The following is a 16,944-nucleotide window of genomic DNA, read 5'->3' as shown; positions in this document are numbered from 1 at the left end:
CCCTAAACCCAAGGTCTTGACGACGGAAATCGCCACGCTGCCCGCGTCTTCAGGACGCCGTGCGCGCAGCCGCAGATACGACCGGGCAAAAGCCTGTTGATTCAGTGGCCACTATCGACCGTTGGTCGGCCCGTTCGCTACGCCCGAACAGCGGCGTAATGCCACCTATACTGCTTGCAACCAACCCCCATGCAATGGATCTGCACCCTCAAATAACAACAAGCAGAGGTGGACCATGGTCTGGCAGCAAATCTATGACCCGTTCGGCAATCCGGTGCTTTCCACGCTGATGGCTGCGGTGCCGGTGGTGGTAATGCTCGCGGCGCTGGCGTTCTTTCACGTCAAGGCGCATCTGGCGGCGTTGCTGGCGCTCGCGTCCGCCCTGCTGATCTCGATTTTCGCCTTCGACATGCCAGCGGGCATGGCCGGTTCGGCGGCTCTGTTCGGCGCGGCGAACGGTTTGCTACCGATCGGCTGGATCGTCCTCAACATTATCTTTCTGCATCGCCTGACCACCGAGAACGGTTCGTTCAAAGTGCTGCAGGATTCCCTCGCGCGCATTACCGATGACCGGCGTTTGCAGCTGCTGCTGATCGCCTTCTGCTTTGGTGCGTTCTTCGAAGGCGCGGCGGGGTTCGGTACGCCAGTAGCGGTGACCGGCGCGATCCTGATCGGCCTGGGTTTTTCGCCGCTGGCCGCATCGGGCCTGGCGCTGATCGCCAACACCGCACCCGTGGCTTTCGGCGCCCTGGGCACGCCGATCATCACCCTGGCCAAAGTCACCGGGCTGGACGAAATGGAACTGTCGATGATGGTCGGCCGGCAGCTGCCGTTTTTCTCGGTGCTGGTGCCGTTCTGGTTGATCTGGGCGTTTGCCGGGTGGCGCAAGATGCTCGAGGTGTGGCCGGCGATTCTGGTGGCCGGGGTGAGTTTTGCCATTCCGCAATTTCTCGTGTCGAACTACCACGGGCCGATGCTGGTGGACGTGATCGCCGCGCTGATTTCCATGGCCTGTCTGACGCTGTTCCTCAAGGTGTGGAAACCGGCAACCATCCACACTTCGGCGGCGCTGTCCGGTCGCGTCGACAACTCCGGGGTCGAGGAAGAAAAAGTCACCGCCAGCGCCGCGTTCAGCGATCAGGCGCGCCCGGCCGTGATGCGTGCGTGGATGCCGTGGATCATTCTCACGGTGTTCGTGTTTGCCTGGGGCACGCAGGGCTTCAAGAACATGTTCGATACGCGCCCGGTGATTGATCCGGTCACGCAGTCGGCCAAAGTCGATGCGCAGGGCAAACCGGTGCGCGAGGCCAATCCGATCTTCGCCCCGGCGGTGACCTTCACCAGCCTGCATCTGCAGATCGAGAAAGTGCCGCCAGTGGTCGCCGCGCCGAAAGCCGAGGAAGCGATTTACAAGTTCACCTGGCTCACCGCGACCGGCAGCGGAATCTTGTTGGCAGCGATTGTCGGCGGTTTGCTGATGGGTTATTCGATCCCGCAGCTGATCAAGCAATACCTGCGCACGTTGTGGGTGGTGCGGTTTTCGTTGATCACCATTGCGGCGATGCTCGCGCTGGGCTTCCTCACGCGCTATTCGGGGCTCGATGCGACCATGGGCCTGGCGTTCGCGGCGACGGGGATTTTCTACCCCATGTTTGGCACCCTGCTCGGCTGGCTGGGGGTGGCGCTGACCGGCTCGGACACCGCTTCGAACGTGCTGTTTGGCGGCCTGCAACGAGTGACCTCGGAACAGCTGGGTATCAGTCCGGTGCTGATGGCGGCGGCGAACAGTTCCGGTGGGGTGATGGGCAAGATGGTCGATGCGCAGTCGATCGTCGTCGCCTCCACCGCGACCCGCTGGTACGGGCATGAGGGCGAGATCCTGCGTTACGTGTTCTTCCACTCGATCGTACTGGCGATCCTGGTCGGCGGGCTGGTGACGTTGCAGGCGTATGTCGCACCGTTTACCTCGATGGTTGTAGGTGGGCATTAGATTCAGAGTGAACGCGTCGGCCTCATCGCTGGCAAGCCAGCTCCCACAGGTTTTGATGTTGTGAATGCAATTGGATTAACAACTCGGAACCCTGTGGGAGCTGGCTGCCAGCGATAGCGGTGTGTCAGTCGAATCAGTATCAACTGACACACCGCTATCGCGAGCAGGCTCACTCCTACAGGTTTTTTGTGTGATCTGCAGATTGATGAGCCCAGCACATAACTCTTTAGCGCAAATCCGACAAAACCTTTTCCCTCCCGCTGCGGTCACTCCTTTTACGAGACTGGCATGCATGCCGGCGCGCCCGTTTGGGCCTTTTGCAATCCTGCCGCCCGATGAGAGACAAGGAATCGAACCATGCCGATTTCCCGACGCAATTTCATGATCCTCGGCGCCGTAACCGCGACGGCGTTCGCCATGCCCCCCTTTATCAGCCTCAAGGCCTACGCGGCCAGTCTGGAGCAACCGGCCATGAGTCAAGTAACCCTGCAAGTCAACGGCAAACCACAAACCCTCGAAGTCGACACCCGCACCACCCTGCTCGACGCCCTGCGCGAACACCTGCACCTGACCGGCACCAAAAAAGGCTGCGACCACGGCCAGTGCGGCGCCTGCACGGTGATCGCCGATGGTCGGCGGATCAACTCCTGCCTGACCCTGGCGGTGATGCACGCGGGCAGTGAGGTGACCACCATCGAAGGCCTCGGCATGCCGGACAAGCTGCACCCGATGCAGGCCGCGTTCATCAAGCACGACGGCTATCAGTGCGGCTACTGCACGCCGGGGCAGATCTGCTCGGCGGTCGCTGTGCTCAAGGAAATCCGCGACGGCATTCCCAGCCACGTCAGCCCGAGCCTGACCGAGCCGCCGAAGCTGATCGCCGCCGAACTGCAGGAGCGCATGAGCGGCAACATTTGCCGCTGCGGCGCTTACTCGAACATCATCGAAGCCATCACTGAAGTCGCGGAGGTGCCGGCATGAGAGCCTTCAATTACAGCCGCGCCGACTCGCCGGCGGCAGCCGCTTCCCGTGCTGCGCAAGTCGAGGGTGCCAAGTTCATCGCCGGCGGCACCAACCTGCTCGACCTGATGAAACTCGACATCGAAACCCCGGTGCACCTGATCGACATCAACCACCTCGGCCTGGACCAGATCGAAGCCACGCCCGAAGGGGGATTACGCATCGGCGCGCTGGTGCGCAACACCGATCTGGCCGCCGACGCGCGGGTGCGCAAGGACTACGCCCTGCTCTCCCGCGCCTTGCTCGCCGGGGCTTCCGGGCAGCTGCGCAACATGGCGACCACCGCTGGCAACCTGCTGCAACGCACCCGTTGCCCCTACTTTTACGACACCCACCAGGCCTGCAACAAACGCAACCCCGGCAGCGGTTGCGCGGCGATCGGCGGCGTCACCCGGCAACTGGGGATCATCGGCGTCAGCAACGCTTGCATCGCCACCCACCCGAGCGACATGGCCATCGCCATGCGCGCGCTGGATGCGCAGATCGAAACAGTGAAGCCTGACGGCAGCACCCGCAGCATCCCAATGGCCGATTTCCATCAGTTGCCGGGCAACACGCCGCACATCGAAACCAGCCTGACGCCCGGCGAATTCATCACCGCCGTGACCCTGCCCGCACCGGTCGGCGGTACGCACATTTATCACAAGGTTCGTGATCGCTCGTCTTATGCGTTTGCCTTGGTCTCGGTCGGTTTGATCCTGCAAAAGGACGGCACCGGCCGCGTCGCCGTGGGCGGCATTGCGCCGAAACCGTGGCGGGTCGAAGCCGCTGAAGCGCTGCTGCCCAAGGGTGCCAAAGCGGTCAGCGAACGCCTGCTTGAAGGCGCGACGCCCACCGAGGACAACCAATTCAAACTGACACTGGTCGAGCGCACGCTGGCTTCGGTGTTGGCGCAAGCGAGGGAAACCGCATGAAATTCGACACGCCCGCCACCACCAATCCCATCGACCGCCTGAAGGTCGTCGGCCAGCCCACCGCGCGCATTGAAGGCCCGTTGAAAACCAGCGGCCAGGCCACTTACGCCTATGAACAACATGAAGCGGCAGCCAATCAGGCCTACGGTTTCATGGTCGATTCGGCAATCGCCAAAGGGCGGATCAAAGCCATTCATCTCGACGAAGCCAAAGCCGCGCCCGGCGTACTCGCCATCGTCACTGCCGAGAATGCCGGCAAGCTCGATAAAGGTGATTACAACGCCGCGCATCTGCTCGCCGGTCCAGAAGTGCAGCATTACCAACAAGCCGTTGCACTGGTGGTTGCCGAGACCTTCGAACAGGCCCGCGCCGCTGCGCAATTGGTCAAGGTCGATTACGAAACCATTGAGGGCAAGTTTGATCTGGCCAGCGTCAAAGACCTCGGCGTCGAGCCGAAAGACGAGCTGCCGGACGTCAATCACGGTGACTTCGACAACGCTTTCGCCGCTGCACCGGTGCAGTTCGATCAGACCTACACCACGCCGGACCAGTCCCACGCGATGATGGAACCGCACGCCACATTGGCCGCATGGAAAGGCGATCAACTGACCGTTTGGACCTCGAACCAGATGGTCGCCTGGAGTGTCGGTGACATTGCGAAAACCCTCGGCCTGCCGAAGGAAAAAGTCCGTTTGGTCTCGCCGTACATCGGCGGTGGCTTCGGCGGCAAACTGTTCATCCGCGCCGACGTGATCCTCGCCGCTCTCGGCGCGCGCATGGCTGGACGGCCAGTGAAAGTCGCCCTCGCCCGCCCGCAGATGGCCAACAACACCACCCATCGCCCGGCGACGATTCAGCGCATCCGCATGGGCGCCACGGCCGATGGCAAGCTGACCGCCATCGCCCACGAAGGCTGGTCTGGCAACCTTGCCGACGGCAAGGTCGAACTCGCCGCGCAACCCAGTCAATTGCTGTACGCCGCCGAAAATCGCCGCGTCAGCATGCGCCTGGCCCCGCTTGACCTGCCCGAAGGCAACTCCATGCGCGCACCGGGTGAAGCGCCGGGGCTGATGGTGCTGGAAATCGCCATGGACGAAATGGCCGAACAGCTGAAGATGGACCCGGTGCTGTTCCGCATTGTCAACGACACTCAAGTCGATCCGGTGAAAACCGAGCGGCCGTTTTCTCAGCGTCAACTGGTGAAATGCCTGCAGATCGGCGCCGAGAAATTCGGTTGGGACCAGCGCAAGGCGCAGCCGGGCACACGGCGTGAGGGCCGCTGGCTGATCGGCATGGGCGTGGCGGCGGCGTTTCGCAACAACCTGCTGGTCAAGTCCGGCGCCCGCGTACGCCTGGAGCGCGACGGCAAGGTGGTTGTCGAAACGGACATGACCGACATCGGTACCGGCAGCTACACGATCATCGCGCAGACCGCTGCCGAGATGATGGGCGTCGGCCTCAAGGATGTCGTGGTGCGTCTGGGCGATTCGGACTTCCCTGTTTCGTCCGGTTCCGGAGGCCAATTCGGCGGCAACTGTTCGACCGCCGGTGTCTACGCCGCCTGCGTGAAACTGCGCGAAGCGGTGGCGGCCAAGCTCGGGCTGGCGGCGGATCAGGCTGAGTTTGTCGATGGCCAGGTCCGCGTCGGCAGCAAGACCCTGCCGCTGCGCAATGCGGCTGAAGGCGGCGCGCTGGTCGGCGAGGACAGCATCGAATTCGGCGATCTGGCCGAGAAGTATCAACAGTCGACGTTCGGCGCGCATTTCGCCGAAGTCGCCGTCGATGCCGCCACTGGCGAAGTCCGCGTGCGGCGCATGCTCGCGGTGTGCGCGGCGGGGCGAATTCTCAACCCGACGTCGGCGCGCAGTCAGGTGATCGGCGCAATGACCATGGGTGTCGGCGCGGCATTGATGGAAGAGCTGGCGGTGGACAAGCGCCTGGGCTTTTTCGTCAACCATGACCTGGCCGGGTACGAGGTGCCGGTGCACGCCGACATTCCGCATCAGGAAGTGATCTTCCTCGAAGAAACCGACCCGATTTCTTCGCCGATGAAGGCCAAGGGCGTGGGTGAATTGGGGATTTGCGGCGTGAGTGCAGCGGTGGCGAACGCGATCTACAACGCCACCGGCGCAAGGGTGCGGGAGTATCCGATTACGCTGGACAAGATTCTGGATTCGTTGCCGGAGATGATCTGAAGAAACGTCGACGTTAAAACACCCCTGTAGGAACTGCCGCAGGCTGTGATCTTCTGATCTCCAAAGCAAGATCAAAAGATCGCAGCCTCGTTGCACTCGACAGCGCCTACAGGGTGTTTTGCTTAACGCGGGTATTGCTCATCACTGACCTGCTCCATCCAGTCCACCACCTTGCCATCCAGCACTTCGGCAATCGCGATATGACTCATCGCCGTTGTCGGCGCCGCTCCGTGCCAATGCTTGGCGCCCGGGGCAATCCACACGCTATCGCCCGGGCGAATTTCACGAACCGGCTGGCCCCATTCCTGTACGAACCCAGCCCCCGAAGTCACGATCAACGTCTGCCCCAACGGGTGGGTATGCCATGCCGTCCTCGCACCCGGCTCGAACGTCACGGTCGCGCCGCTGACCCGCGCATCGTCGGTACCTTTGAACGGCGCATCCACGCGCACCGTGCCGGTAAACCAGTCAGCCGGCCCTTTGGCCGATGGTTGCGAGCCATTTGGCGTGACGGTGACGCGTGGGTTTTCAGTGGCTTGTACCTCACCGGCCAGCAGCGAGAGCGTCAGTGCAGATGCAGCGATCGGGTTCATGGCGGTTCCTCCGAATAAATAATGCAACCACTCTAGCGAATCGCACTCTTTGGATAATCGACTAGAATCCGAAAAAACTTATGCAGGACGATCATCAATGCTTCGCGAAAACGCCACCGACCTGCTCGCCTTTCTCGCCGTTGCCCGTGAACGCAGTTTCACCAAGGCCGCCGCCAGACTCGGCGTGTCGCAATCGGCGCTCAGCCACACCATTCGCAGCCTCGAGGCGCGTCTCGGCCTGCGCCTGCTGACCCGTACCACGCGTAGCGTGTCGCCGACCGAGGCAGGGGAACACTTGCTGCAAACCATCGGCCCGCGCTTCGAGGAAATCGAAGTGGAACTGGCGGCCTTGAGCAACCTGCGCGAAACCCCGGCGGGGAAGATCCGCATCAGCGCCACCGACCACTCGCTGAACTGGATCCTGCGTCCGGTGTTGCAGACATTCCTGCCGCAGTACCCGGACGTCGCCGTCGAGGTCTGCTGCGATTACGGCTTCGTCGATATCGCCGGCCAGGGCTTCGATGCCGGCGTGCGCCTGGGCGAAGACGTCGCTCAAGGCATGATCGCTACCCGCATTGGCCCGGACATGCGCATGGCCGTGGTCGGCTCGCCCGCCTACTTCGCCCGATGCGCTGCGCCGCAGACCCCGCGCGACCTGACCGACCACGCCTGCAACAACCTGCGCCTGCCAACCAATGGCGGACTGTACGCTTGGGAATTCGAAAAGGAGGGCGAAAGCCTGAAAGTTCGCGTCTCCGGCCAGGTCACCCTGAATGGCGTGTACCCGTTGCTCGACGCCGCGCTGGATGGTTTCGGGCTGAGCTACATCCCGGAAAATGTCGTTGCGCCATTTCTGGCCGACGGCCGCCTGATACAGGTGCTTGGGGACTGGTGCCCGGCATTCTCCGGTTATCACCTGTACTACCCGAGCCGACGCCAGGCAGCGCCGGCATTTGCGTTGTTGCTGGAGGCGTTGCGCTATCGCAGTTGAGTCACTTTTTATAGCAGCCGGCAGCCCCCACGCTGCCTTGGCTACCTGGTTCGCCTCCAATAAAGAATTTGCCCGCACGATTGCGATTTGGCCTCTCTGGCTTCCCATGCACACATACTCTGCGGTTTCGCCGATTACCTTGAGGGACGTCAATATCAGGCAGACGCCTGCCAGAAATCTCTGGTGTTTCACATTCATGACTGTTCGGCCGTTTGGCTGGAACCGCATGATTGGCTTCAGGCACAGCTCAGCCAACTGTCAGGGTTGACAGTTTTTTAGAACAATTTGCAATTAATCAGAAGAGCTTCGCGAATTTTAAAGGCTGATCAGCCCAGCAACGCAATCAACTGATGCCGCTGCGCATCGGTCAGCATCGGCCCAAAACCGGCTCCTGCGTTGTCAGCCATGTATCGCGGATTGCTGGTCCCGGGAATCACACAGGTCACCGCCGGATGCGCCAGGAGAAATTTCAGTGCCAGTTGCGGCCAGCTGTTGACCTGTACATCCGAGACCCAGGCCGGCAGCGGCTTGCCCTTGAGCCGGGCGAGCAAATCACCGCCGCCAAACGGCCGATTACAAATCACCGCGACCCCACGCTCGCGGCACAGCGGCAGGATGCGCTTCTCGACCGCACGATCATCCAGAGCGTAGTTGATTTGCAGAAAATCCAGCTTCTCGGCTTTCAGCACGGCCTCGACATCGTCATAGGCCGACGAGGTGTAATGGGTGATGCCGATGTAGCGAATCCGCCCCTGCTCCTGCCATTCGCGCAGGGTCGGCAAGTGGGTTTGCCAGTCGAGCAGGTTGTGAATCTGCATCAGGTCGATGCGCTCGGTTTGCAGCAGTCTGAACGACTGCTCCATCTGCGCGATGCCCTCCTCGCGCCCGCGCGTCCACACCTTGGTGGCTAGAAACGCCGGCGAGCGCGGTTCGTGGATCGACAGCAGTTCACCAGTGGTTTGCTCGGCGCGGCCGTACATGGGTGAGCTGTCGATCAGCGTGCCGCCCTTCCTGAACAGCTCATCGAGCACGGCGGGCAATTGCCTGTACACCGGATCACCGGGCGCGACGTCAAAACCGCGATACGTGCCCAATCCGACCACGGGCAGTGCTTCGGCGGAGCTGGAAGGGATGACGCGGGTCTGCATGGTCTGGTCTCCTGCCATATGCGGCGCAGTGAAGGTTGGTGGCACGCCGCTGGCCAACGCCCGATCAATGGTAAACAGCGCCGCAGCCTCGGCAGCCAGCGTGAGCAGGCGGCGACGGGAATAACCCTCAGTGTGGCGCATGCGGCTCCTCCTGCTGCGCGGATCTGTTGCATCGTGTGTGCGCCGGCTGTCAAGCGAAGTCGCTGAACTACACTGCCACAGCCAACCTTTCTCCCCGTTAAAAGTAGCCGAATGTCCCGAACCCTGATGTCACTCGTCGTTTTCATCGTTACCGTGTACCTGCTGGTGTGCGCCGCGCTGTTCCTGTTTCAGCGTTCGCTGATCTGGTTTCCCCAGCCTGCCGCGGTGGTTGCAGCGGATTCGCGATTGAAATTGTCGATGCCGGACGCCGAGGTCTGGGTGACCAGTCGAGAGCGCAGCGGATCGCGGGCGCTGATCTATTTCGGTGGCAATGCCGAGGACGTCTCGCGCAATCTGCCGGAATTCACTGAGGCGTTCCCTGACTATGCGCTGTATTTCCTGCACTACCGCGGCTTTGGCGGCAGCACTGGCTCGCCATCGGAAGCGGCGATTGCCGAAGATGCGCTGGCATTGTTCGATCAGGTCTATGCCAGCCATCCGCAAATTGCAGTCATCGGGCGCAGTCTCGGCTCGGGCGTGGCGGTGCGCCTGGCCAGTCAGCGACCGGTGCAGAATCTGATTCTGGTGACGCCATTCAACAGCCTTGCGGAAATCGCCGAACGGCAATATCCGTGGGTGCCGGTGAAGTGGTTGCTCAAGGATCGATTCGAATCGGGCAAGTATGCGGCGCATATCCGCGTGCCGACGTTACTGCTTGCGGCCAGTGATGACGAAGTGATTGGTCGCAGCAGCACGCAGCGGCTGTTCGAGAAATTTCCCGCGGGGGTGGCGACGCTGAAGGTGGTGCCGGAATCGGGGCATAACTCGATTTCCGAGCGAGGGGAGTATTTGTGGTGGATGGGGGATGTGTTGAATCGCTGAAGGATGCGGCGATCAAGCAGACGCCTTCGCGAGAAGGCTCGCTCCCACATGAGATTTTTTGTGTGGCCCGGATTTGAGTACAACCAAAAACCCTGTGGGAGTGGGCTTGCTCACGAAAGCGGCGGGTCAGGTGATTTAGCTGTGTCTGACACACTGCCTTCGCGAGCAAGCTCGCTCCCACATGAGATTTGTGGGGTTGCCGAGCTTTTGTGTACAACCAAAAACCCTGTGGGAGTGGGCTTGCTCACGAAAGCGGCGGGTCAGGTGATTTAGCTGTGTCTGACACACTGCCTTCGCGAGCAGGCTCGCTCCCACATCGGATTTGTGGAGTTGTCGGGCATTTGAGTACACCCGCAAACCCTGTGGGAGTGGGCTTGCTCACGAAGGCGGTGGGTCAGGTAATTTAGCTGTGTCTGACACACTGCCTTCGCGAGCAAGCTCGCTCCCACATGGGATTTGTGGGGTTGTCGGGCTTTTGTGTACAACCAAAAACTCCGTGGGAGTGGGCTTGCTCACGAAAGCGGTGGGTCAGGTAATTTAGCTGTGTCTGACACACTGCCTTCGCGAGCAAGCTCGCTCCCACATGGGATTTGTGGGGTTGTCGGGCTTTTGTGTACAACCAAAAACTCTGTGGGAGTGGGCTTGCTCACGAAAGCGGTGGGTCAGGCAAATTATCTGTGTCTGACACATTGCCATCGCGAGCAAACTCGCTCCCACATGAGCTAACGCTAGAGGCTAAGGCTGACTGCGGCTTCGGGCATTTTCATCGCCAGAGGTGGCCGGGCGCGGCATGACGTGTTGATGGCCGGTCGGGTCGTTGAGCTGCACGGCATTGCCCTTCTGCCACGCATCCGCTCCTGATGCGACAGGCGCCGGTTTGATCTCGGAACGGGCCTTTTTCTTCTCGGCACTGTCAATGCCCAGCCGCTGATCGCGCTGCCGGACCATTTGTGCATCCGCTTGACCATCAGCGGTGAAGCCCATCATCAACTGCGGCACGCCCAGCGGGAGTTGCTTGTCCTGGTCGGTGTGCCAGGTGTGCCAGGTCTTGCCGTAGGTATTGGCGAGTTTTTCCATCAAGCGCGTTTCTGCCACTTGCGGGATGCCCGGCGCGACCAGTTGGCCAGAACTGACTTCGTGAGCGTGGCTGTGCCACAGGGCTTTTTCTTTCGCTGGCAATTGCGTGAACAGGCGCTGACTGATGATGTATTCGACGCCCATCAGCTTGGCTTCAGCAGTGTTGCCGTCGTAGATCACGCACTGGAAGACTTCCTCGTTCAGCGCCGAGCAGTAGTGGTGCGCTTCCATCTGCGCGCCGGGGTGGCCGTTGTAAAAATGAAAGCCATCAAGGTACATGTTCAACGCGCGGATCGGCGGTTTGTCCTGCAACCACTGCGCGCCGACTTCGAGCATCTCGGTGTCGGAGGCCTTGGCCTGGCCGGGCGTCTGCACCGGCGAATCGGTATTGCTCATCGCGCAACCGGTCAACGCGGCGACCATCAAACCAACGGGAACCCAACGTCCCTGCGAGGTTGTCGTACGCATGTTTCACTCCTCGAACTTTCAGTGACGGGCGCATGCTGGCCCTGTTCTGCAACTGAAAGCAGGAGAACGGCAGAGTTCGAAAAAGCTGCGCGCGGATCAGACTGGAGAGATCGTCGCCAGCACGCCAATCAGAATGGTCAAGGTCAGGAAACCGCCGAGGAAAATCGCCATCTTGTACATGTTGCGCTCCTTGATGCTGAGTGTGCGGTGCACCGGACGCTGCGGGATGAGGTCGGAGGGTGATTGGCCGCACTGCCGGGGCATTCTGAGCCTGTCGCTGTACTGGATACAGAGGCAGATGAAACAGAAAAATACGGATCAGATACATATCTGATCCGCTTCGCGCATGAACCGGTATTCAGCCTCAAGCTTGAGGATCCGCTTTCTGCCCGGTTGATCTACAGTCATTGCCGACCAACAACAATAAAAACCGGAGTGACCATGCCCGACCTCGCCTTGCAGCCCAACGTCGCCGCGTCCCTTGAGCGCTGGCACGCGATGATCCGCAGCGGCAATCTCAAAGCCCTGCCCGAACTGCTCGATCCGCAAGCTGTGTTCCGCTCGCCCATGGCCCATACGCCCTACCCCGGCGCGCCGGTGGTGGCGATGATCCTCAACACCGTGTTCGAAGTCTTCGAAGATTTCGCCTATCACCGCGAGTTGGCGACGGCGGATGGCCTGAATGTGATTCTCGAATTCAGCGCCGTGGTCGGCAGCAAGGAACTCAAGGGCATCGACATGATTCGCTTCGATGAGCACGGCAAGATTGTCGAGTTCGAAGTGATGGTGCGGCCGCTGAGCGGGTTGCAGGCACTGGGCGAAGAAATGGGTCGGCGACTCGGTGCTTATCTCGCGTCTGCAAAAGCCTGAATCCACCCTGCATAAAAAAACCCACTGACCGTCGCCGGTTCAGTGGGTTTTGTGTGTCAGGGTTCTGCTTACAGAGCCATGTCACGTGCAGCGTTTTCCTTCGGCGCTACGGCTTTGTCAGCCGCAGGTGCCGCCGGAGCAGCTACCTGACCGATCACCGGAGGCGTCGGCAGTTCGAGGATCTTCGCGGTGTAAGCCCACTCGGCAGCCACTTTGGCCGGATCGCTGTTCAGCTGGGTGCCGTAGCTTGGCACGATCTGGTGCAGCTTGGTCTGCCACTCAGGGGATGCGACTTTGTCTTTGAAGACTTTCTGCAGCACGCTCAGCATGATCGGTGCAGCGGTCGACGCGCCTGGCGAGGCGCCCAGCAGGCCGGCGATCGAGCCGTCTTGCGAAGCAACGATCTCGGTGCCCAGTTTCAGCACGCCGCCAGCGGCTTCATCACGCTTGATGATTTGCACGCGCTGGCCGGCTTGCCACAGGCGCCAGTCTTCGGCTTTGGCGTTCGGGAAGTATTCCTTCAGCGCGTTCAGACGGTCTTCATCCGACAGCATCAACTGACCGGCAAGGTACTCGACCAGCGGGTATTCCTTGATGCCGACCTTGGTCATTGGCCAGATGTTGTGGGTGGTGGTGCTGGTCAGCAGGTCGAAGTACGAACCTTCCTTGAGGAACTTGGTGCTGAAGGTCGCGAACGGGCCAAACAGAATGACGCGCTTGCCATCCAGAACACGGGTGTCCAGGTGCGGAACGGACATCGGTGGCGCGCCAACCGAAGCTTTACCGTAGGCCTTGGCCAGGTGCTGCTCGGCAATCGTCGGGTTCTCGGTCACCAGGAACGAGCCACCAACCGGGAAGCCTGCGTATTCCTTGGCTTCAGGAATGCCCGACTTCTGCAGCAGGTGCAGGGCACCGCCGCCAGCGCCGATGAACACGAACTTGGCGTCGGTTTCGGTCTTGGTACCGTCTTTGAGGTTTTTGTAGCTGACACGCCAAGTGCCATCGGCGTTCTTGGTGATGTCTTCGACTTCGCTCGACAATTTCAGATCGAAGTTAGGCTTGGTCTGCAGGTGAGCGGCGAACTGGCGGGTGATTTCGCCGAAGTTCATGTCCGTACCCAGCGGGCTCCAGGTGGCCGCGATTTTCTGGTTCGGGTCGCGCCCTTCCATCATCAGCGGTACCCACTTCTTGATCACTGCCGGATCTTCGGAGTACTGCATGCCGGCGAACAACGGGCTCGCCTGCAACGCTTCGTAGCGCTTTTTCAGGAACTTGATGTTGTCATCGCCCCACACGAAGCTCATGTGCGGAGTGGTATTGATGAACGAGCGAGGATTCTTCAGCACGCCCTGCTGAACCTGCCAGGCCCAGAACTGACGGGAGACCTGGAACGCTTCGTTGATCTCGACGGCTTTCGGGATCGTCACGTTGCCCTTGTCATCTTCCGGGGTGTAGTTCAGCTCGGCGAGGGCCGAGTGACCGGTACCCGCGTTGTTCCAGCCGTTGGAGCTTTCCAGGGCGACGCCATCGAGGCGCTCGACCATTTCCATCGACCAGCTCGGTTCCAGCTCATTGATCCACACACCCAAGGTGGTGCTCATGATGCCGCCGCCGATCAGCAGGACGTCAACTTTCTTGGCTTCGGCAGCATTGGCGGACGACATCCCCATCGCCAAAGCCAGACCGAGCAAGGCTGTGTTCACTTTCTTAAACATCTGTTGCACCTATGATAAAACGCCTTCCGCCCGTCGTTGTTATCAGTCTGCGTTGCGCTTTGCTGACGCTCAGGCTGGCGTCGCGCAATCGGCACACTTCAATATTGACGGGTGGGCACACAAGGCCGACATGTGGCATCGACCTCAGTTAATGTCCCTTCTGAACTGACTTCTTATCATTATTGGCTTCAGCTGCTTGAGCGACAGGGATCCCGTCGGCCCGCCCGAAAGGCCGGCCAACCGAATTAGGTCAAAGCAAATTGGCGCGGAGAATATCACGTCAGGGCGAACTCGGGCGTCTGTTCCCGACTTGAAAGTCTTTTTCCGCTCAGGGACTTATCGGCCATCGCCGAGCAAACATGACTGCGATCAGGCATTGGTCTGCAAAGTTTTTGCGCGATGCGCATCGCAACTTGATAAATCAGTGCCAAACGCGCGTTGTTCATGCAGAAAATAACCTGCTAAGTTGTACGATGACTGACGAACTACACGCCAGTCATCACGATCTCAATAACAACAAGGAAACAACATGACCAAGTCCCGCCTTCTCATCGGCCTGTTTTGCGCCTTCAGTGCCTGCGCCATCGCCGCCCCTGCCCCAGCGGAAAAAGAAGTGGCCCAAGCGGTTGATCACCTGACCCAAGCGATGCTGCACAAAGACATCGCCGAACTGAACGCTCTAACCGCGCCGAACCTGACCTACGGCCACTCCAGCGGCAAGATCCAGGACAAGCAGGAGTTCATCGCCGATATCGAAACCGGCCGCAGCGCATTCAAGACTTTGGAGATGCAGAAGCAGACCATCACGATGTCCGGCGATACCGCATTGGTGCGCCACCACTTCTCTGCGCAGGCGTTGAAGGGGACCGAGGTGATTCCGACCGAGATCGAGAATTTTCAGATCTGGCAGAAACAGGGTGGGAAATGGTTGTTGGTCGGGCGACAGGCGTTCAGGTTCTGATTGAGATTTATCTGGCCTGAATGGATGTTGACTGGGCTGGCCTCTTCGCGAGCAAGCTCGCTCCCACAGGAGAATGCATGCCAATGTGGGAGCGAGCTTGCTCGCGAATACGACAGCCCGGCCTGCACAAATCCACTGACCTTACCGCTACAACCGAAACCGATCCACCGACCGCGCCAACTGCCCCGCCAGATTCGACAATTCATCGGTAGTCGTCGCCGTCTGCCCGATCACCCGGCTATTGCCCTCGCTCATCCCCGCAATCATCTCCACCTGATGGGCGATTTCGTTACTGGCCATGCTCTGCTCGCCAATCGTGCGCGTAATGTCATTGACCAGTTGCGTGGTGCTCAGCGTGGCATCAAGGATTTCGCGGATCGCCCGCTCGACTTCCGCCGTCACCGCCATCCCCTTGTCAACCTGCGCCACGCCCGCCTCCATGCTGCTGACCGCCTCGCGCGTGCTGTTCTGAATGCGCGCGACCATCGCTGCAATTTCCTGGGTCGAGGCGCTAGTGCGTGCAGCCAGACTGCGCACTTCATCGGCGACCACGGCAAAGCCACGGCCCTGCTCACCCGCCCGCGCCGCCTCGATCGCCGCGTTGAGAGCCAGCAGGTTGGTCTGGTCGGCGATGCTCTTGATCACCTGAATGATGTTAAAGATCGCCTCGGATTCCTGGTACAGCGTGCGGATCACCTGCGCTGACTGCTGCGCCGAACGGGCGATGTCGTCCATATCGCTGACCACCTGGTGGATCACCCCGCCCCCTCCTTGGCCAGGTTTTCGGCCCGATTGGCCATGCTCAGGGCACGTTCAGCGTGGCGGGTGATTTCTTCGATGCTGGCAGTCATTTGGCTGGCGGCGGCCGCCATGGTCCCCGCCGCGACGCTTTGCTGCTGGCTGCTGTCGGCGACCTGATGGCAGCCGTGGCTGAGCTGCTCGCTCATGCCGCTGACACCGTGGGCGTTGCGTCGAACCACGTCGATCATGTTGCGCAGGTCGCGCTGCATGGTCGCCAATGTACGGATCAAGACGCTGGCTTCGTCCTTGCCGCCGGGCTCGACAATCGGCTCGCTGAGATTGCCATGGGCAATGCTCTCGGCGATGCGGCTGGCAGACTTCAGCGGCCCGAGGATGCTGCGCATCACCCAGCGGCCCTGAACCAGCAGCAACAGCAAACTGGCGATCAGCACGACGCCGAGGGCGAGATTGGCATTGCGAATGGCCGCTTCGGTGCCTTCGCTGGTTTGCCGGGTGTTGGTTTCGATCAACTCGCTGAGCGCCGCCATTTGCTCTTCGAGCTGAGTAAAGGCGCTATTGAACGTGCCCAGCTGCTGTTGCGCGGCATCCGGATTTTCCAGTGCCACGCCGACGATCTGCTCGGCGGATTTGATGTAGGTATCGAGGCTCGGCTTGATCTGCTCCAGCGCCGTGCGCAACTGCGGGTTGATCGGCAGCTTCAGGTTGTCACCCAGCACTTCACGAAAATGCCCGGCGTGCTCAGTGAGCGAATCGCGCACCTCAGCCGCACTTCCGGTGCTTTTGCCCAGGCCGACCAGCATCGCCGAATAGACATCGGCGCGCAGGGCGTCGTGCATCATGTCGGCTTCCATGTGATTGCGCAGCGCGCTCATGCTCACCGTGTTATCGCCGACCGCCGTGGCCATCCGCAGATTGCCGACGTAACTGACCAGACTCACGATCAGCGCCGTCAGCAGGCTGGTCGCAATCAGCAACACCAAACGCAGTTTGATCGACACCGTGGAATCTCCCGTGGGCACGCTGGATTGCGCTTGTCGGATTTCAGTTAAGCCTATGTACAGGGAACTGCCGACACAGAGCGTATCGGCTGATGTCAGCGGCGACTTGAATCCGGCAAAACTTTTGCATCGAGCGGCCAGTCACACCTTGCAGCACCGCTGGATAACGCCTTCATCGCCGGTTAATCGCGGCAGGCTATCAATCCGGCGTCTCGAACA

Annotated in this window: 16 protein-coding genes; 8 read left to right on the top strand and 8 right to left on the bottom strand. The window is 60.6% G+C overall.

Going from position 1 to position 16,944, the window contains the following annotated elements; all coding sequences use genetic code 11:
- The first annotated feature begins 235 nt into the window (after positions 1–235).
- The 4 genes from ACZZZ4_RS19720 to paoC all read left to right on the top strand — a co-directional run bounded on the left by ACZZZ4_RS19720 (position 236) and on the right by paoC (position 6,119).
- A complete protein-coding gene (locus ACZZZ4_RS19720) occupies positions 236–1,990 on the top strand; it encodes an L-lactate permease (protein WP_463548524.1) in 1,755 nt (584 codons plus the stop codon).
- A gap of 357 nt (positions 1,991–2,347) precedes the next feature.
- Complete coding sequence (paoA, locus tag ACZZZ4_RS19715) at positions 2,348–2,971, top strand: aldehyde dehydrogenase iron-sulfur subunit PaoA (protein WP_463548523.1); 624 nt, start codon at positions 2,348–2,350, stop codon at positions 2,969–2,971.
- Complete coding sequence (locus ACZZZ4_RS19710) at positions 2,968–3,924, top strand: FAD binding domain-containing protein (protein ID WP_463548522.1); 957 nt, start codon at positions 2,968–2,970, stop codon at positions 3,922–3,924. The genes paoA and ACZZZ4_RS19710 overlap by 4 nt, the downstream gene beginning before the upstream one ends.
- Positions 3,921–6,119 (top strand): aldehyde oxidoreductase molybdenum-binding subunit PaoC, encoded by a 2,199-nt coding sequence (gene paoC / locus ACZZZ4_RS19705; RefSeq protein ID WP_463548521.1) that lies wholly within the window; start codon positions 3,921–3,923, stop codon positions 6,117–6,119. Before ACZZZ4_RS19710 ends, paoC begins: the two co-directional genes overlap by 4 nt.
- 122 nt (positions 6,120–6,241) lie before the next feature.
- Here the strand turns inward: paoC and ACZZZ4_RS19700 are convergent, their stop codons facing one another.
- Complete coding sequence (locus ACZZZ4_RS19700) at positions 6,242–6,712, bottom strand: (R)-mandelonitrile lyase (RefSeq protein ID WP_463548520.1); 471 nt, start codon at positions 6,710–6,712, stop codon at positions 6,242–6,244.
- Positions 6,713–6,809: 97 nt separating this feature from the next.
- On the opposite strand from ACZZZ4_RS19700, the gene ACZZZ4_RS19695 reads away from it, so the two are divergent.
- Complete coding sequence (locus ACZZZ4_RS19695; RefSeq protein WP_463548519.1) at positions 6,810–7,703, top strand: LysR family transcriptional regulator; 894 nt, start codon at positions 6,810–6,812, stop codon at positions 7,701–7,703.
- Positions 7,704–8,029: 326 nt separating this feature from the next.
- Here ACZZZ4_RS19695 and ACZZZ4_RS19690 read toward each other — a convergent pair whose 3' ends face one another.
- The gene (locus tag ACZZZ4_RS19690) at positions 8,030–8,992 is read right to left on the bottom strand and encodes an aldo/keto reductase (protein WP_463548518.1); all 963 of its coding nucleotides are present in this window, start codon (positions 8,990–8,992) and stop codon (positions 8,030–8,032) included.
- 111 nt (positions 8,993–9,103) lie between these two features.
- On the opposite strand from ACZZZ4_RS19690, the gene ACZZZ4_RS19685 reads away from it, so the two are divergent.
- On the top strand, positions 9,104–9,874 hold the full coding sequence (locus ACZZZ4_RS19685) for an alpha/beta hydrolase (RefSeq protein ID WP_463548517.1): 771 nt from the start codon (positions 9,104–9,106) through the stop codon (positions 9,872–9,874).
- A gap of 735 nt (positions 9,875–10,609) precedes the next feature.
- On the opposite strand, the gene ACZZZ4_RS19680 is transcribed toward ACZZZ4_RS19685, so the two are convergent.
- Complete coding sequence (locus tag ACZZZ4_RS19680) at positions 10,610–11,419, bottom strand: OBAP family protein (RefSeq protein WP_463548516.1); 810 nt, start codon at positions 11,417–11,419, stop codon at positions 10,610–10,612.
- 96 nt (positions 11,420–11,515) lie between these two features.
- Positions 11,516–11,683, bottom strand: coding sequence for a hypothetical protein (locus ACZZZ4_RS19675; RefSeq protein ID WP_463537955.1), 168 nt, complete (start codon positions 11,681–11,683; stop codon positions 11,516–11,518).
- A 177-nt stretch (positions 11,684–11,860) separates the two neighbouring features.
- Here ACZZZ4_RS19675 and ACZZZ4_RS19670 point away from each other — a divergent pair, with 177 nt between their 5' ends.
- Entirely contained in the window at positions 11,861–12,289 is a 429-nt protein-coding gene (locus ACZZZ4_RS19670) for a nuclear transport factor 2 family protein (protein ID WP_463548515.1), read from the top strand.
- Positions 12,290–12,357: 68 nt separating this feature from the next.
- Here the strand turns inward: ACZZZ4_RS19670 and mqo are convergent, their stop codons facing one another.
- Together mqo and ACZZZ4_RS19660 are read right to left on the bottom strand one after the other, a co-directional pair.
- Positions 12,358–14,004, bottom strand: a complete 1,647-nt coding sequence (gene mqo, locus ACZZZ4_RS19665) for a malate dehydrogenase (quinone) (protein WP_463548514.1) — start codon at positions 14,002–14,004, stop codon at positions 12,358–12,360.
- 275 nt (positions 14,005–14,279) lie between these two features.
- A complete protein-coding gene (locus ACZZZ4_RS19660; RefSeq protein ID WP_463548513.1) occupies positions 14,280–14,450 on the bottom strand; it encodes a hypothetical protein in 171 nt (56 codons plus the stop codon).
- An 83-nt stretch (positions 14,451–14,533) separates the two neighbouring features.
- Between ACZZZ4_RS19660 and ACZZZ4_RS19655 the strand changes: the two genes are divergently transcribed.
- Positions 14,534–14,965: a nuclear transport factor 2 family protein gene (locus ACZZZ4_RS19655; RefSeq protein ID WP_133336616.1), complete on the top strand. Its 432-nt coding sequence runs from the start codon at positions 14,534–14,536 to the stop codon at positions 14,963–14,965.
- Between the two features lie 147 nt (positions 14,966–15,112).
- Here the strand turns inward: ACZZZ4_RS19655 and ACZZZ4_RS19650 are convergent, their stop codons facing one another.
- Positions 15,113–15,700 carry a methyl-accepting chemotaxis protein gene (locus ACZZZ4_RS19650; RefSeq protein ID WP_463549292.1) on the bottom strand — a complete coding sequence of 196 codons (588 nt, stop codon included), beginning with the start codon at positions 15,698–15,700 and terminating at the stop codon, positions 15,113–15,115.
- 20 nt (positions 15,701–15,720) lie between these two features.
- Positions 15,721–16,725, bottom strand: a complete 1,005-nt coding sequence (locus ACZZZ4_RS19645) for a HAMP domain-containing protein (RefSeq protein WP_463548512.1) — start codon at positions 16,723–16,725, stop codon at positions 15,721–15,723.
- Positions 16,726–16,944 lie beyond the last annotated feature (219 nt).

The sequence above is a fragment of the Pseudomonas sp. AC252 genome (assembly GCF_979258105.1).
This window is presented reverse-complemented; position numbering and strand designations above follow the sequence as displayed.

Coding starts and splice junctions, on each gene's coding strand:
- ACZZZ4_RS19720 (WP_463548524.1), top strand. CDS start 236: ATGGTCTGGCAGCAAATCTATGACCCGTTCGGCAATCCGGTGCTTTCC.
- paoA (WP_463548523.1), top strand. CDS start 2,348: ATGCCGATTTCCCGACGCAATTTCATGATCCTCGGCGCCGTAACCGCG.
- ACZZZ4_RS19710 (WP_463548522.1), top strand. CDS start 2,968: ATGAGAGCCTTCAATTACAGCCGCGCCGACTCGCCGGCGGCAGCCGCT.
- paoC (WP_463548521.1), top strand. CDS start 3,921: ATGAAATTCGACACGCCCGCCACCACCAATCCCATCGACCGCCTGAAG.
- ACZZZ4_RS19700 (WP_463548520.1), bottom strand. CDS start 6,712: ATGAACCCGATCGCTGCATCTGCACTGACGCTCTCGCTGCTGGCCGGT.
- ACZZZ4_RS19695 (WP_463548519.1), top strand. CDS start 6,810: ATGCTTCGCGAAAACGCCACCGACCTGCTCGCCTTTCTCGCCGTTGCC.
- ACZZZ4_RS19690 (WP_463548518.1), bottom strand. CDS start 8,992: ATGCGCCACACTGAGGGTTATTCCCGTCGCCGCCTGCTCACGCTGGCT.
- ACZZZ4_RS19685 (WP_463548517.1), top strand. CDS start 9,104: ATGTCCCGAACCCTGATGTCACTCGTCGTTTTCATCGTTACCGTGTAC.
- ACZZZ4_RS19680 (WP_463548516.1), bottom strand. CDS start 11,419: ATGCGTACGACAACCTCGCAGGGACGTTGGGTTCCCGTTGGTTTGATG.
- ACZZZ4_RS19675 (WP_463537955.1), bottom strand. CDS start 11,683: ATGCCCCGGCAGTGCGGCCAATCACCCTCCGACCTCATCCCGCAGCGT.
- ACZZZ4_RS19670 (WP_463548515.1), top strand. CDS start 11,861: ATGCCCGACCTCGCCTTGCAGCCCAACGTCGCCGCGTCCCTTGAGCGC.
- mqo (WP_463548514.1), bottom strand. CDS start 14,004: ATGTTTAAGAAAGTGAACACAGCCTTGCTCGGTCTGGCTTTGGCGATG.
- ACZZZ4_RS19660 (WP_463548513.1), bottom strand. CDS start 14,450: ATGAACAACGCGCGTTTGGCACTGATTTATCAAGTTGCGATGCGCATC.
- ACZZZ4_RS19655 (WP_133336616.1), top strand. CDS start 14,534: ATGACCAAGTCCCGCCTTCTCATCGGCCTGTTTTGCGCCTTCAGTGCC.
- ACZZZ4_RS19650 (WP_463549292.1), bottom strand. CDS start 15,700: ATGGACGACATCGCCCGTTCGGCGCAGCAGTCAGCGCAGGTGATCCGC.